Here is a 13,181-nt window from a genome sequence, read left to right as displayed (position 1 = left end):
ATAGAATTAAAAATTATAGGAAAGTGAGAGACTGAAGCTGCGGCCCACATATCTCGTGAAAGTCTGACGGTCTCCAATCTGCTCTGAAGGAGATTTACTGTAATCTACATAGCCTTCTTCGAATTTATCTGTAAAGCCCCATTTGTATTTGTACACATCATTCCATTCCGAATTAGCTGGCGGTTTTGCATTTTTAATCTCATAAGTAGAGGCATCATTGATATAAAAACGGTATGGTGCATCCAGCAGATTACTCATATTCAGTTTGAACTGTGCCTTATTACGGTAAAAACGATAACTCACCTGTGCATCCATCTGGCTTCTGGGTCTTTCATATTCTACCAGATTTGGGTCACTTCCGGTAATAAAAGTTTTATAGCCCATATAATTGAACACCAGGTTCAGTCCTAAATGCTTACCCACATAATTCACACCTCCATTAACAACCGTAGGCACCTGTCCGTAAAGCGGACGCTTGTATTTCATATACTCGTAATGGGAACGTTGCTTCCCTTTCTCATCTGCTTCATACATCAACACCCTGGATTGTACTTCCGACTTCAGTAAGGTAAGGTTACCGCTCAGCGTAATGTCTTTCAGCAAAGCCACTGAGGGTGCAATGAAACCGAGCGATTTACGAATTTCGATCTCCATCCCTTTGATTTTACCCCAATCTGAGTTATTGGTATACACATACAGATTGTCCGTTCCGGAAACATCATTAACGGCATAGAACTCCGCCGGCTTGTCAAAATACTTGTAGAAACCACCGATAGAAATCACATCTCCTGCAGCCGGAAACCACTCCAGTTTAACATCATAATTGTCAATGATTGAGGATTCCAGTCCCAGATTCACTTGTCTCCTGCCAAAATTGGTATTGTACCTGGAGAACCTGGAATTATCCATTAAAGATGGCCTCACCACGGTTCTCGCATAAGAAGCACGTATATTGAAATTGCTAAACGGTGTATAGGTCAGGTGGGCTGAAGGCATGAATTTCCACCTTACACTATCTCTGAGGGTGACTTCGGGAGTCCTTTGCATATTGCTGCTGTTCTGCAGGCTGTCGTATCTGAAGTACTCGTACCTTCCTCCCCAAACCAGCCTCAGCTTATCCGTAATCCTGTTGTCAAACATGGCGTATACTGCCTTGTTCACATCCTTGCCCTCATAGCGGCTCAAATGAAATGATGATGGCATGTACAGCACATCCTGCATTGGATTTTTCATATCCATATGGTTACCAAAGTCCTGTACCGGCATATAGCCATAAGGATTGTTCACTACCACAAAGCTAACGATCGGCAGCATATTCCACTCATAAGTGGCGTGCCTGTCCAGGTAAAAAAGCCCGGTTTTAAAAACCTGTTTTTGTTTGCCGATTTTGAAATCAATGGCAGCATTCAGGCCCGCTGTAAGGTTTCGTTCCCGGTAAGCAAACTTGTCGCGTTCCAACCTGGCGCCACCACCGGCAGCACTTCCCTGACCAGGAAGGTATTTATAAACCAGCTTATTGGCCAATTCTTCAGGGCTTAGCAGTGCGGTAACTGCATCAGTTTCCCGGGCATCAATGGATACTCTTGCCAGGTTCCAATCCAGCTTTACCCTGCCCAGCAAATGCTCAGCACTTATTTTGTTCTGTAAAAGATCCGTAAAAACAGGCCGGTCATCTTCTTTGATTACCGGATGCTTGTTAACGTCAGTATCTTTAGGTTCGGCGTACAGCCAGCCCGTAATCCGTTCCAACTGTTCGTTGAATACCCGTGTGTAGAAATTGTTGACCGTGATCTGGTGTTTTCCGTCGCGGTAACCTCCGTTTAGCAAGGCACCCAATGTCGTATTGAAATTATACAAATGGCCATTGTTGATATTATCAGGATCGCTTGGAGTGGCTCTGATTTGCCAGCTCCCACGTCTGATATTGGTGATGTCATCGATGCCCTGGGTATTGCGGTAGCTCAACGACCCCACAAAACCAATTTTCTGAGCTTTTTGCTTCGACAGGTCATAACTCTGCCCAACGCTAAACTGGTAATTCTGGGAAGGCATACTCCGAAAAATCCTGCTGCCCAGGCGCTCAGTCCCGCCAATACTACGGTTTTGTGCAGCCACCTCGGCAGCTGTTGTATTTCGCGGATCGTTGGTTCTGGGATTGAAAGTGGAAACATCTTTCAGTCCGGCCGGAAAATGGTTCCTGCTTCCATCATCAAAACCCAGGTAATCGTATTTCCCGCGCTGATAACCATAAAAATCCTTGCCCATCACCCGGGAATTGAAAGAAGTCCCTGCACTGAAGGAAAAGAAGTCTTCTGCAGGAATAGAGATGGTATTCACCTGGATCAATCCTCCGCCAAAACCCGAGGTCATGTCTGCTGTGGCAGATTTACTGACCACGATACTTTCAACCAGGTTACTGGGAATCAGGGTAAAGTCGAAATTTCGGCTTTGTACATCTGTGCTCGGCAGCATGATCCCATCCAGCTGAGCCACATTGTACCTTTCTGCAGCACCCCGCACCACTACATTCTTGTTATCGGTAGTACTCAATCCGGTAATCCGCTTAAGGGTTTCGCCGATATGTTTGTCGGGGGTTGCACTGATTTGTTCGGAAGAGATGCCATCGGTTACGGTAGCGGCATTCTTTTGTCTGGCATATAAACCTTCTACTGAAGCCTTGCGGTAGCTGCTGGTAATCATTACCGTTTGGAGGCTTTGGGCATTTTCCTTAAGGACAATATCAAGGGAGGTATTCTTGTCTGAAATCACCTTAACATCTGTAATCTGCATAGAATGGAAACCGATATAACTCGCTTCTATGGTGTAACTCCCTGGGGGAAGGGAAAGCTGATAACTTCCATCTACCGCATTACTTACCACCTGCCCAAGTTCGAGCACTTTCAGGGATGCTCCGGGAAGCGGTCCGCCTTTACTATCGAGGATTTTCCCTGAAAGGCGACCAGGTCTTTGAACCGGAGTATAAGTGACCACAATATTCTGACCTGTTTGCTGATAACGGGTTGCAGTACACTGAGAAAGCAGTTGCAGCGCTTCTAAGAGCGAACCCTTAAACTGAAGATCTACTTTACGGTATTCTTTAATTTCACCCAACGTATAGACAAAGCTAAAGGGGGTTTTAGTCTCGATCTCCTCCAATATAGCAGAAATCGTTTGTTGCCTGGCATTTATACTAATGGTCACTTCGCTCATTTTCTGTGCTTCGGCTACATTGGCCATCAGCAGTGTAGAGGTCATTGCCAGTAAAATGAGGATTAAGGTGCTGTACTTCATAATAACGAATAGCTTCGTTCGTGATTTTTTCATTATTTTTGTTTGATTTTAAAGAGTTTATTCTATTTAAAATGAATCCCCTTCTTTAGTTGTCCAGACCTGGAAAGGGGAATGATACTAATGGTCTGTGGTTTAAACACCGCAGACCTTTTTTAAATGTTTGTAGTTAACCTATAGGCAGCCCCTCCCTTTAATAGTGATGTAATTGTCCTGAATGCGGTAGCTGAAACCCGCACTCTTTTTAAGCAGGTCCAGTAAAGCGGTGACCGGCAGGTTTTTGAAGGTTCCTTTAAACCTGCAATTTTTTAACGTTTCCTGTTCAAAGATGATTCTGACGTTATACCATCTTTCCAGCTTTACAGCCAGTTCCTCAAAACGTTCTCCTTTTAATATCAGGATATCCTTTTTCCAGGCTGTAACCGGATTGAGGTCTTTCAGGGTATTCAGTTCTACAAGCCCTGGTTTTTTAGTATAGACCAGTTGCTGTCCTGGTTTTAAAGCCGCGAAAGCTTTTTTTCCTTTCCCTACTTCTACACGGCCTGTGGCTACGGTTACATCCAGCTTTTCCTCTTTATCAAATGCCCTGATGTTAAAAGAGGTTCCCAGCACTTTGGTATATAAACCGGCATACTGAACGATAAAAGGTTTAGAAGGGTTTTTCGCAACTTCAAAAAAGCCTTCTCCCTGGAATGAGATGGTCCGGTTAGTCTGATTGTAATCGTCGCTATAGGTGATGCTGCTTCCGCCACTCAGGGTAACTACTGTTCCATCGCTCAGTGAAATGGTTTTCCTTTGTCCGTATTGGGCAGTCAGGATATGTGATTTGAGGGGAGTTTGACCCGTGTGACTGAAATTAAAGTTATTGAAAAAGTAAAGAAAACCGATTGCTACCACAAGGCAGGCGGCCACAGCATAGGTAAGGCCCAGCATCCTCCGGTTTCTTTGAGGTTTGATCTGCTGCATGACCTTTTGTATACGCAGTTCGGCAGCAGCATCTGATACCGCTGTCAATCTGGATTCTTCCCAGAGTTGTTCTATTTGCTCATCCAGTGCAGCTACGCTTTGAGGCTGGCCTATGATGTCCATAAGCTCCTTCTTTTCTTCAACGCTCAACCTGTCATCTATATAAGCAGAGAAGAGCTCGCTTAACCTTTGTTGTTCCATTACCTGTATGACAAATCCGAAACAGGTTTTGTCTACACGCTTACATTAAGCTTACGTTAAGTTTCATTCACAGTAATTTAATACGGTATTTAGCTAGCGAAGCAAGCTCAGCAGGATCACTACACACAGCTGATCGGAGACATTTGCTCTCAATAATTGATAGGATTTTGCCAGCTGACTGCGTACAGTACTCGGAGAAAGGTTCAATTTTGCAGCAATTTCGACGGTCGTTAATCCCTGCTCCACTTTCATGCGGTAAATGACCCTGCGCTGAGGAGAAAGCTGATCGATGAGTGCAGCAGCAATTCTTTTCAGGTCATTATATTGTACTTCTGCTTCCCCATCCAGGCTCTCCTCCTGTGCTGCCGCATATTTTTCTTCATGTGCATACCGGCGCGCAATTTCTCTAAGACTATTTAGCGACTGGTTTTTAGCCAGGGAGAATAACCAGGCAGGCAATGACTCAATCGCATTTAATGAGGCTCTTTTCTCCCATATCTTAAGAAATACATCCTGTGAGATTTCCTGGGCAAGTTCGGGAGACTTAACGATCTTTAAGGCAAACTGAAAAATGCGGGGTTCATGCCTGCGCATGAGTTCTTCGAAGGCAGATGTTGTTCCTGCTGCCATTTCCCCTAATAGTTCAGCATCCGTTTGTAGCGCAACCCTTATTTTATCCATCGTTTGCTGCAAAAATAAAGGGCCCAATGTTATGGTAATATTAAGATTGGCAATTAAAAAACAGAATAGTGGGGGGGGGGGAACAATTATCTGCTTACGTTGATATACTAGCAAAACAAGTATTAATTTTTTTTTATATGAGCCCCTTAGTAGAGATTTCAAACTTAAGAATTATAAACCTAGCCTATACCCCCTGTTACAATAATCATTATTTTGTATCAATATATCCCTCTCGTTCCACAAAAGGAATTTCATTTATTTTATAGCTAATGATATATGGAACTCCCGAAGATTTAACTTTATTTTTCTGAAAATCGCTGATGGTATATTCCTGCCCTTTTAGATTAAAAACAATTTTATCATTATTATACAATGAGTCTTTCTTATTGAGATGAATTTGAACATCGATTTTGTTTCCGCTTGTAGAATAAAGATCTAACCTACCAGTATCAATCGTGACATTATTTCTTTTTAAATAGATAGGGGTTTGCTTTATTTCTGTCTCTCTGGCATTCATTATTACGATCGGTGGAAACTCAGTTGAAAAAACCCAATTCTGATCTTTCACAGTCTTACACTGCACCAATAAAAGCATACAAATTCCAGTAATGCTATTTTTTAAACTTAATTTACCCATAATAATTGGTGTTGAAAACTTTTGATCCAAATGAGATATTCCTAAATAATTATACATACACTATGATTGATCTTAAAATTTACAGGAACTTCATGCTTCTCAAAGCTAAATCAATATGATCGCCGGAAAAATGTTTTTCATGATAAAGGAAAATATTTGGTTACAGACATTCAGTAAAAGTAGCCTGATAGTTACCCTACAAATTCAATTCCATTTTTTCCTAAATCAATAAGCATCTCCGCTTTAGATCGAAATTAAGTATGTTTGAGTAAATTGGATTGATAATGAAAGATGAGCTAACCAGCCACATCATGTTCCCGGGAAATTCCCAATATATAAACAGCTGAGGGCGTTCATCATTAATTCAGCATATGTTTTATTGAAATGAAAAAGCAAAACATTCAAAATTCAAGTTATTTACAAAGAGAAAGAAATTTTCTTAGCACAATTACTTCTGAGGACACTTTCCAGGTAATTATTGGAAACGATGGTAGTAGTACCTTACTATTATGGCAAGATGAGTATTATATGGAATCATATTTAAATTCCTGTAAAACGCCAATAAGATTGAATAAGGTTGATACTGTGTATTTTTTAAAATGGATGAAAGAAAATCATCAAGAGATGAATTATGCTATTCATCCGGCATTTGGGCAAGAATCTCCTAAGTTGTCTACAAAAGAACTGAGCGAAAAAATTATAGAAAAAATGGAAAGTGATGGTGACTTCTATGATACACTAAGAGCAAACAATTTATTATGAGAACAATAGAAGGGAATAAGATAGCTTCAAAGTTGTTTCGTGAGGATATAAGAAGCAAAGATTTCAATAAAGAATTTGAAAGGATATTTGAAATTAAGATTGAAGATTTCTTGTCTGACTATGAATATGATGAAATTGATGAATTTCCTATTGAAATTGAGAACAGGGGTATTATGATTGGCTTTATTGCTAAGACTATTAAAGTACCACCGCAAATAGCATATATTGATTTAGATGTTTATAATCATCCTCAACATATTGGTTATTTAGCAAAAAAAATCCCTGTTCCTTCTGCTTTTAAAAAGTCAGCAGATATTGACAAGCATTTAACTCCCTTTGATAATCTTAGACTTTATTACTCCCTTTATAACCCAGAACAAATAGACAGGATCATATTTCACTATGAAAATTTGCGATATGAATTATCATTAACGGGAGATCATGTTGTTTCCAGAATAAGAGTTTGTCTTGCTGAAAATGAATCAACTATAAACATGAGTACCTACTATCTTTTTGATAATTGATCATAGGTAACAGCGGGTTCTGAGACAAAAAGAGTAATTGTGGATTCGGTTTATCTTGAAAAGTGTCTTTTAACGGAAAAAATATCTAAGCCATGAAGTTAATGAAGCCGCTCTGTTTATCTCGATATAGAAAAGTATGTAAACGCAAAAAGCCTTAGATTTCTCTAAGGCTTTCTTCTGTGCACTTGTAGGGATTCGAACCCCAAACCTTCTCATCCGTAGTGAGATGCTCTATCCAATTGAGCTACAAATGCATTTCCGTTTTCGTTGTTTCGTTAACGGACTGCAAAAGTAGTGTTTGAAATTGATTTTACAAATTTTATTTGAAAAAAATCAAGATACTCAATCAGACAAAGGGCCTCTTATGCTTCTATTGAACGCTTAATCGCATCAAAGTCAGGCATATTACCTGCATCTTCCAACACTTCTGAGTGAATAATTTTTCCTTCTTCATCAATTACAAAAGCAGATCTTTTAGAGATTCCTTTCATATTGAAAGCAAAATCTTCGTACAAAGCACCGAATGCTTTAGACGTTTCTTTGTTAAAATCAGACAACAAAGGGAACTGATAGCTTTGTTCTTCTTTGAATTTAGCCAGCGTAAAAGGCGAATCTACTGAGATCCCTACTACATCTGCATTCATTCCCTGATAATAGCCAAAGCTATCTCTCATCGTGCACAGCTGTGCAGTACACACACCTGTAAAGGCCAATGGGAAGAAATGAACAACCAGTTTTCTACCTTTATAATCAGATAGAGACACTTCTTTCAGGTCTGAGCTGAATAATTTAAAATCCGGGGCTTGATCGCCAACTTGTAATGCCATAGTATTTATATTTAATTTCTTTCTTTTAATTGCTGATTCAATATCGCCAATCCTTCCTGAAAACTCCGCGGCTGATAGCCAAGATCACGAATTGTCTTATCTAAGATGAATCCTGTTCTTACCGGGCGTTTAGCCGTCTGGTTTAACGTTGCTGCGCTGATCTCTTTGATCAGGCTTTTATCCAGGCTCCAGTAATCGGCTACCTTTCCTACCAGTTCAGAGATGCTCATCATGTCCTTTCCGGAGGCGTTATAAACACCTTGCGCATTTTTCTCCACCGCAAGCAAACAGCAATCGGCGAGATCTTCTGCCAGGGTAGGCATACGCCACTGGTCATTGACTACATTAATAGGTTCTCCTTTTTCCAAAGCACCTTTTGCCCATAGTACAATATTACTACGGCTCATGTCACTGACTATACCATATACAATGATGGTTCTCAGGATTGCCCATTTTCCACCTGCTGCGATGATCGCATTTTCGGCATCTAATTTTGTTTGTCCGTAATAACTCAAAGGGCTTGGCGGAGCAAGTTCATCGTAAGGTCCGTTTGCACCATCAAAAATAAAGTCTGTAGACAAATGGATGAGTTGTATATCGAACTGTTTACAGACCTGAATTAAGGTCTCCACAGCACCTACATTCAGCTCACGTGCCAGCTCTTTTTGCGACTCGCAAGTATCCACATTGGTCATTGCTGCCGTGTGAATGATCGCATCCGGTTTATATTTCGCTACCACTTCCACTACATTTGCCGGATTCAGGATGTCCATTTCGGCATAAATATATCCTTCTTTAACAGGGAAGCGGTTCTCCCCTTTTGAGGTTGCAATCAGGTTAAAATCTTTTGTTCTCAGTACGCTTTCTGTGATCTTTTGCCCTGTAAGGCCGTTACTTCCTGTTACTAATATAGTTTTCATCAATTATTCTTTCTTTTTTATACGATCATCCGGCACTCAAAAAACTCGCTTTTTACCATCAAAAAGCCACTGTCTGAACCTCGATTTATACCTGCTAAATTATTCATTTAAAAACTGTGGAAAAACTTTTTATTTATATATGTAATTTATGTTGGAAAATCTTAACTTTGCAAACCGAATTGTGGGCTTGTAAAACAGCCTTTAACAAATTGATATTTATAATTTTACCCAAAACAATATATGCCTAACATTGGAAAAATAGCGCAGATTATAGGACCGGTAGTTGACGTGAGTTTTGCTGACGATGCTCATTTACCTCAAATTTTCTCTGCATTAGAGATTGAAAAAGAAAACGGCCAGAAGATCGTTTTAGAAGTTCAACAACATCTTGGTGAAGACCGCGTACGTGCAATTGCAATGGACTCGACCGATGGTTTAGTTCGTGGCATGAAAGCATTAGATACTGGTGCGCCTATCAAAATGCCTGTTGGTGATCAGATTAAAGGTCGTCTATTCAATGTTGTTGGTGAGGCTATCGACGGAATCAACGTAGTTGATAAAACCGGCGGAAGACCAATCCACAATGCTCCTCCTAAATTCGACGAGCTATCAACTGAATCAGAGGTACTATTTACAGGTATCAAAGTAATCGACTTATTAGAGCCTTATGCTAAAGGTGGTAAAATCGGTTTGTTCGGTGGTGCGGGTGTAGGTAAAACTGTATTGATCATGGAATTGGTAAACAACATCGCGAAAGCGTATGCTGGTTTATCAGTATTTGCCGGTGTAGGTGAGCGTACTCGTGAAGGTAATGACCTTTTACGTGAGTTTATCGAATCTGGTGTAATCAACTATGGTGAAGAGTTCCTTCATTCAATGGAAAAAGGTGGATGGGATTTAAGCAAGGTTGATACAGAAAAATTAAAAGATTCTAAAGCAACATTGGTATTCGGTCAGATGAATGAGCCTCCTGGAGCACGTGCTCGTGTGGCTTTATCAGGACTAACCGTTGCTGAATATTTCCGTGATGGTGATGGCGAAGGCGCTGGAAAAGACATCCTTTTCTTCGTTGATAACATCTTCCGTTTCACTCAGGCAGGTTCTGAAGTATCGGCACTTTTAGGTCGTATGCCTTCTGCAGTAGGTTACCAACCAACTTTGGCAACAGAGATGGGTTTAATGCAGGAACGTATTACTTCAACTAAACGTGGATCAATTACATCTGTACAGGCGGTTTATGTACCTGCGGATGATTTAACGGATCCGGCTCCGGCTACAACGTTTGCCCACTTAGATGCAACAACTGTATTGTCACGTAAAATTTCTGAGCTTGGTATTTATCCAGCGGTGGATCCATTGGATTCAACTTCAAGGATCTTATCTCCGGCAATCTTAGGTGATGAGCACTACAACACTGCTCAACGCGTAAAAGAAATCTTACAACGTTATAAAGAACTTCAGGATATCATCGCGATTCTTGGTATGGACGAGTTATCTGAAGAGGATAAACTGATCGTTCACCGTGCGCGTCGTGTTCAACGTTTCTTATCTCAACCTTTCCACGTAGCTGAGCAATTTACAGGCTTAAAAGGTGTACTTGTTGACATTAAAGATACCATCAAAGCATTCAACATGATTATGGATGGTGAAGTTGACGAATATCCAGAGGCTGCATTTAACTTAGTAGGTGGTATCGAAGATGCAATCGAAAAAGGTAAGAAACTATTAGCGGAAGCAAACGCTTAATTAAAGCGCTTATACTTTGAATATGACACTAGAAATATTAACACCAGATAAAAAAGTCTTTGAAGGCGAAGTAACAGCGGTTACGGTACCAGGTACTATGGGCTCTTTCCAAATTTTAAGAGACCATGCTCCTATTATCTCAACCTTAGAAGATGGACCAGTAATTATTAAAAGCAAAACCGGTGAAGAGACCTTTGTAATTAAAGGTGGTGTGGTTGAGGTTTTGAAAAACAAAATTATTGTCCTTGCCGAAGGGGTTGCTTAATATTTAAAGCATAATATAAAAAAGGATGTCTGAAACAGACATCCTTTTTTTTTGCCTTTTGATTTATTTTTTCATGAAGGATCGCTGAATCCCAAACTCCCAGCGGTTGATCTTGCCATGTTGGCCATCAGAAATATTTTCGAAACGCTGTATTCCCCTGTTCATCCTGAGGTACAGGCGTAAGGAACTACTCACTTTAACCTGAGCATCCAGCACAACAGACATAAAGTTTTTAAACGCTTCCTGGTCGCCATTCAGCCGGTATTTATACCGGTTGGTATGAAAATTCAATTGCGGACCTGCACCCAAACGCAGAAAAGGCAAAGCCTTAACCTGAAAAAGTACCGGCAGGGACCAATAGCCCATTCCTTTCATCCCGGTCTTCAGTCCATCAACCACTTCCGTATTTTGTACCCTTGTCCGGTTATACATAATTTCAGTTTGCACGCTAAACAGTGGTAGTGCATCAAAATTCAGGTATAACCCAAACTGGTAACTCAAGCGGTTCTTGTCTGAAAAATTGGAGTTACCACTCACATTTGTGGTCACAGCACCAAGCTTAGTGCCAATATCTATTTGAGCAACGGCGGAAAAATTAAAGAGGGCGGTTAATGTCAATAAAGCTAGTGTCTTTCTCATTTGTATATCGTATAATATTTATAGCGTTGACTTTGAATAAATCAAAGCAACTACACATAGTATACAACTGTAAATCAGAATAGGACTAGTTGAAAAAGAAAATAAATTGAGAAATTAACTATTTTATTCACTTATTTAACATAAAACCCTGATGGGTTTATTTAATTCTCTCCATAAAAGCACTTTTATAAGTGATGCCAATAGGAATGGCTCCCTTTACATTTTTCAGGCGCACCACATTCCCTTCGATCATCTGGATAATGGAGATCCTGATGATATAAGAATTATGCACACGAACAAACTGTGTAGCGGGAAGCAAGGTCTCCAGATCCTTCATATTCATTAAAGCAGGTACCAGCTCGCCATTTTTGTAAATGCCCACATAGTTTCGCATTCCCTCTACATAGTCAATTTCGTCAAAATTGATCTTGATCAGCTTTCCTTTCTGCTCCGTCTTCACAAAAATATAATCTTTACGCTCCTCTTCCACCTTTGTCTTATCCAGCCCAGACAATAAGACCATTGCCTTCTGTGCACTTTTCAGAAAGCGGGGAAAAATAATGGGCTTCAATAGAAAGTCGATCACATCATGATCAAAACCCTGCATTGCAAATTCACTATAGGCCGTGGTAAAAACCACAAGATGCTTGCCTCCTAAGGCTCTGGTAAATTCAAGCCCCGACAACTCCGGCATTTCAATATCAGAAAAAATAAGGTCAACCTCAGCCGTATTCAAAAATGCCAGTGCCTCCAGGGGATCAGTAGAACTATAAGCCAACTCCAGAAAAGGAGTCCTTTTAATATAAGACACAAGAAGGTCTACCGCATATTGCTCATCATCAAGCACTAAACATCTAATCATACAACAAGTTTATTATTCTGTAATTGGCAATCCCTATCCCCAGCTATTTGGGTTTGTTTATTAGTCGGCTAATTTCCTACTTTGTTACGCATAAAAGTTGTAAAACTTTCTTTCTCTATCAATAAAGAAATCTGAATAATTCTGGTTTGAATCAGTACATCAGCACATTAGCTGTAATTTACGGTCTTTCAGGGGATATAAACACACTCATCCTACTTATTTTGTTACAAAAGAATAATAAATCGGTACCTACAATAAGCCAATCAATGTATAAAATATGTGCGAAATAATTCAATAATTTAAATTTAATCATCAGCAACAATGGATAATCCCCCAAATCACATTGTTAGGGAGCTGATACTACAAAAAGAAATAGATTAATAACAATAATTGAAAGATAAGACAACCCCCCTAAAGTTGTTTTTATAGCCCTGTTTCAGTTCCCCCCCGGCTGAATGCAGGGCTTCTTTTTTACAGCCGGTTTTTCATTCCAATCCAATAAATTTTCAGCAATTTTTTCAGCGTTTTCCACATTTCAGGAAGAAAATCACCAAAATTACAATGCTAGCATAACACCCATACCGAATACCGATTTCATATTTGGTATAGTAGCGACCACTTAAAGATATTAAAAAGCTATAATTTGAAGAATTATATTTGTATATTACAAAATATTAAAGAATAATATTTTTTTTCATTTATTTTTAGCTGGCTATTGATAGTATAAAAGCCAAAGCCTAAATTGGATTTATAAAGTAACAACAAATAAAGAACTAAAATGAACCTTATTAGCACCGCCTTAATTATTGTCATTATTAATGTGATTCTTCTGCTGATTCTTCAGAGGGATAAGGCGCTGTAAA

General features: G+C 39.8%; 12 protein-coding genes and 1 tRNA gene. 4 read left to right on the top strand and 9 right to left on the bottom strand.

From position 1 onward, the window contains the following. Positions 1-6 precede the first annotated feature (6 nt). The 4 genes from BUC20_RS08370 to BUC20_RS08355 form a co-directional block, all read right to left on the bottom strand. Positions 7-3,324, bottom strand: coding sequence for a TonB-dependent receptor (locus tag BUC20_RS08370; RefSeq protein ID WP_073229935.1), 3,318 nt, complete (start codon positions 3,322-3,324; stop codon positions 7-9). 138 nt (positions 3,325-3,462) lie between these two features. Further along, a complete protein-coding gene (locus BUC20_RS08365) occupies positions 3,463-4,455 on the bottom strand; it encodes a FecR family protein (protein ID WP_073229933.1) in 993 nt (330 codons plus the stop codon). A 93-nt stretch (positions 4,456-4,548) separates the two neighbouring features. Next, positions 4,549-5,136 carry an RNA polymerase sigma factor gene (locus tag BUC20_RS08360; RefSeq protein ID WP_073229931.1) on the bottom strand — a complete coding sequence of 196 codons (588 nt, stop codon included), beginning with the start codon at positions 5,134-5,136 and terminating at the stop codon, positions 4,549-4,551. 208 nt (positions 5,137-5,344) lie between these two features. Beyond that, positions 5,345-5,830 (bottom strand): hypothetical protein, encoded by a 486-nt coding sequence (locus tag BUC20_RS08355; RefSeq protein ID WP_143166747.1) that lies wholly within the window; start codon positions 5,828-5,830, stop codon positions 5,345-5,347. Between the two features lie 327 nt (positions 5,831-6,157). Here BUC20_RS08355 and BUC20_RS08350 point away from each other — a divergent pair, with 327 nt between their 5' ends. Together BUC20_RS08350 and BUC20_RS08345 are read left to right on the top strand one after the other, a co-directional pair. Continuing rightward, a complete protein-coding gene (locus BUC20_RS08350) occupies positions 6,158-6,535 on the top strand; it encodes a hypothetical protein (protein ID WP_073229927.1) in 378 nt (125 codons plus the stop codon). Then, positions 6,532-7,059 (top strand): hypothetical protein, encoded by a 528-nt coding sequence (locus BUC20_RS08345; protein WP_073229925.1) that lies wholly within the window; start codon positions 6,532-6,534, stop codon positions 7,057-7,059. Before BUC20_RS08350 ends, BUC20_RS08345 begins: the two co-directional genes overlap by 4 nt. Positions 7,060-7,239: 180 nt before the next feature. Here the strand turns inward: BUC20_RS08345 and BUC20_RS08340 are convergent. The 3 genes from BUC20_RS08340 to BUC20_RS08330 all read right to left on the bottom strand — a co-directional run bounded on the left by BUC20_RS08340 (position 7,240) and on the right by BUC20_RS08330 (position 8,806). Further along, a tRNA-Arg gene (locus tag BUC20_RS08340) sits at positions 7,240-7,313 on the bottom strand. A 108-nt stretch (positions 7,314-7,421) separates the two neighbouring features. Beyond that, on the bottom strand, positions 7,422-7,886 hold the full coding sequence (locus BUC20_RS08335) for a redoxin domain-containing protein (RefSeq protein WP_073229923.1): 465 nt from the start codon (positions 7,884-7,886) through the stop codon (positions 7,422-7,424). Between the two features lie 11 nt (positions 7,887-7,897). Then, complete coding sequence (locus tag BUC20_RS08330) at positions 7,898-8,806, bottom strand: SDR family oxidoreductase (RefSeq protein ID WP_073231727.1); 909 nt, start codon at positions 8,804-8,806, stop codon at positions 7,898-7,900. A 240-nt stretch (positions 8,807-9,046) separates the two neighbouring features. On the opposite strand from BUC20_RS08330, the gene atpD reads away from it, so the two are divergent. Beyond that, complete coding sequence (gene atpD, locus BUC20_RS08325; protein WP_073229921.1) at positions 9,047-10,552, top strand: F0F1 ATP synthase subunit beta; 1,506 nt, start codon at positions 9,047-9,049, stop codon at positions 10,550-10,552. Positions 10,553-10,574: 22 nt separating this feature from the next. Further along, the gene (atpC, locus tag BUC20_RS08320) at positions 10,575-10,817 is read left to right on the top strand and encodes an ATP synthase F1 subunit epsilon (protein ID WP_073229919.1); all 243 of its coding nucleotides are present in this window, start codon (positions 10,575-10,577) and stop codon (positions 10,815-10,817) included. Positions 10,818-10,880: 63 nt separating this feature from the next. Here atpC and BUC20_RS08315 read toward each other — a convergent pair whose 3' ends face one another. Together BUC20_RS08315 and BUC20_RS08310 are read right to left on the bottom strand one after the other, a co-directional pair. After that, positions 10,881-11,456 carry an outer membrane beta-barrel protein gene (locus BUC20_RS08315; RefSeq protein WP_073229917.1) on the bottom strand — a complete coding sequence of 192 codons (576 nt, stop codon included), beginning with the start codon at positions 11,454-11,456 and terminating at the stop codon, positions 10,881-10,883. 157 nt (positions 11,457-11,613) lie between these two features. Continuing rightward, complete coding sequence (locus tag BUC20_RS08310) at positions 11,614-12,318, bottom strand: LytR/AlgR family response regulator transcription factor (RefSeq protein WP_073229914.1); 705 nt, start codon at positions 12,316-12,318, stop codon at positions 11,614-11,616. Between the last annotated feature and the right edge of the window lie 863 nt (positions 12,319-13,181).

The organism is Pedobacter caeni, from assembly GCF_900129215.1.
Taxonomy (GTDB): domain Bacteria; phylum Bacteroidota; class Bacteroidia; order Sphingobacteriales; family Sphingobacteriaceae; genus Pedobacter; species Pedobacter caeni.
The sequence above is the reverse complement of the archived record's forward strand: the minus strand, read 5'-3'. Positions and strand labels throughout refer to the sequence as shown.

What these genes read in the sequence shown, in the direction of transcription:
- BUC20_RS08335 (WP_073229923.1), bottom strand. Translation starts at nt 7,886, where the DNA reads ATGGCATTACAAGTTGGCGATCAAGCCCCGGATTTTAAATTATTCAGC.
- atpC (WP_073229919.1), top strand. Translation starts at nt 10,575, where the DNA reads ATGACACTAGAAATATTAACACCAGATAAAAAAGTCTTTGAAGGCGAA.
- BUC20_RS08365 (WP_073229933.1), bottom strand. Translation starts at nt 4,455, where the DNA reads ATGGAACAACAAAGGTTAAGCGAGCTCTTCTCTGCTTATATAGATGAC.
- atpD (WP_073229921.1), top strand. Translation starts at nt 9,047, where the DNA reads ATGCCTAACATTGGAAAAATAGCGCAGATTATAGGACCGGTAGTTGAC.
- BUC20_RS08310 (WP_073229914.1), bottom strand. Translation starts at nt 12,318, where the DNA reads ATGATTAGATGTTTAGTGCTTGATGATGAGCAATATGCGGTAGACCTT.
- BUC20_RS08360 (WP_073229931.1), bottom strand. Translation starts at nt 5,136, where the DNA reads ATGGATAAAATAAGGGTTGCGCTACAAACGGATGCTGAACTATTAGGG.
- BUC20_RS08370 (WP_073229935.1), bottom strand. Translation starts at nt 3,324, where the DNA reads ATGAAAAAATCACGAACGAAGCTATTCGTTATTATGAAGTACAGCACC.
- BUC20_RS08315 (WP_073229917.1), bottom strand. Translation starts at nt 11,456, where the DNA reads ATGAGAAAGACACTAGCTTTATTGACATTAACCGCCCTCTTTAATTTT.
- BUC20_RS08330 (WP_073231727.1), bottom strand. Translation starts at nt 8,806, where the DNA reads ATGAAAACTATATTAGTAACAGGAAGTAACGGCCTTACAGGGCAAAAG.
- BUC20_RS08345 (WP_073229925.1), top strand. Translation starts at nt 6,532, where the DNA reads ATGAGAACAATAGAAGGGAATAAGATAGCTTCAAAGTTGTTTCGTGAG.
- BUC20_RS08350 (WP_073229927.1), top strand. Translation starts at nt 6,158, where the DNA reads ATGAAAAAGCAAAACATTCAAAATTCAAGTTATTTACAAAGAGAAAGA.
- BUC20_RS08355 (WP_143166747.1), bottom strand. Translation starts at nt 5,830, where the DNA reads ATGTATAATTATTTAGGAATATCTCATTTGGATCAAAAGTTTTCAACA.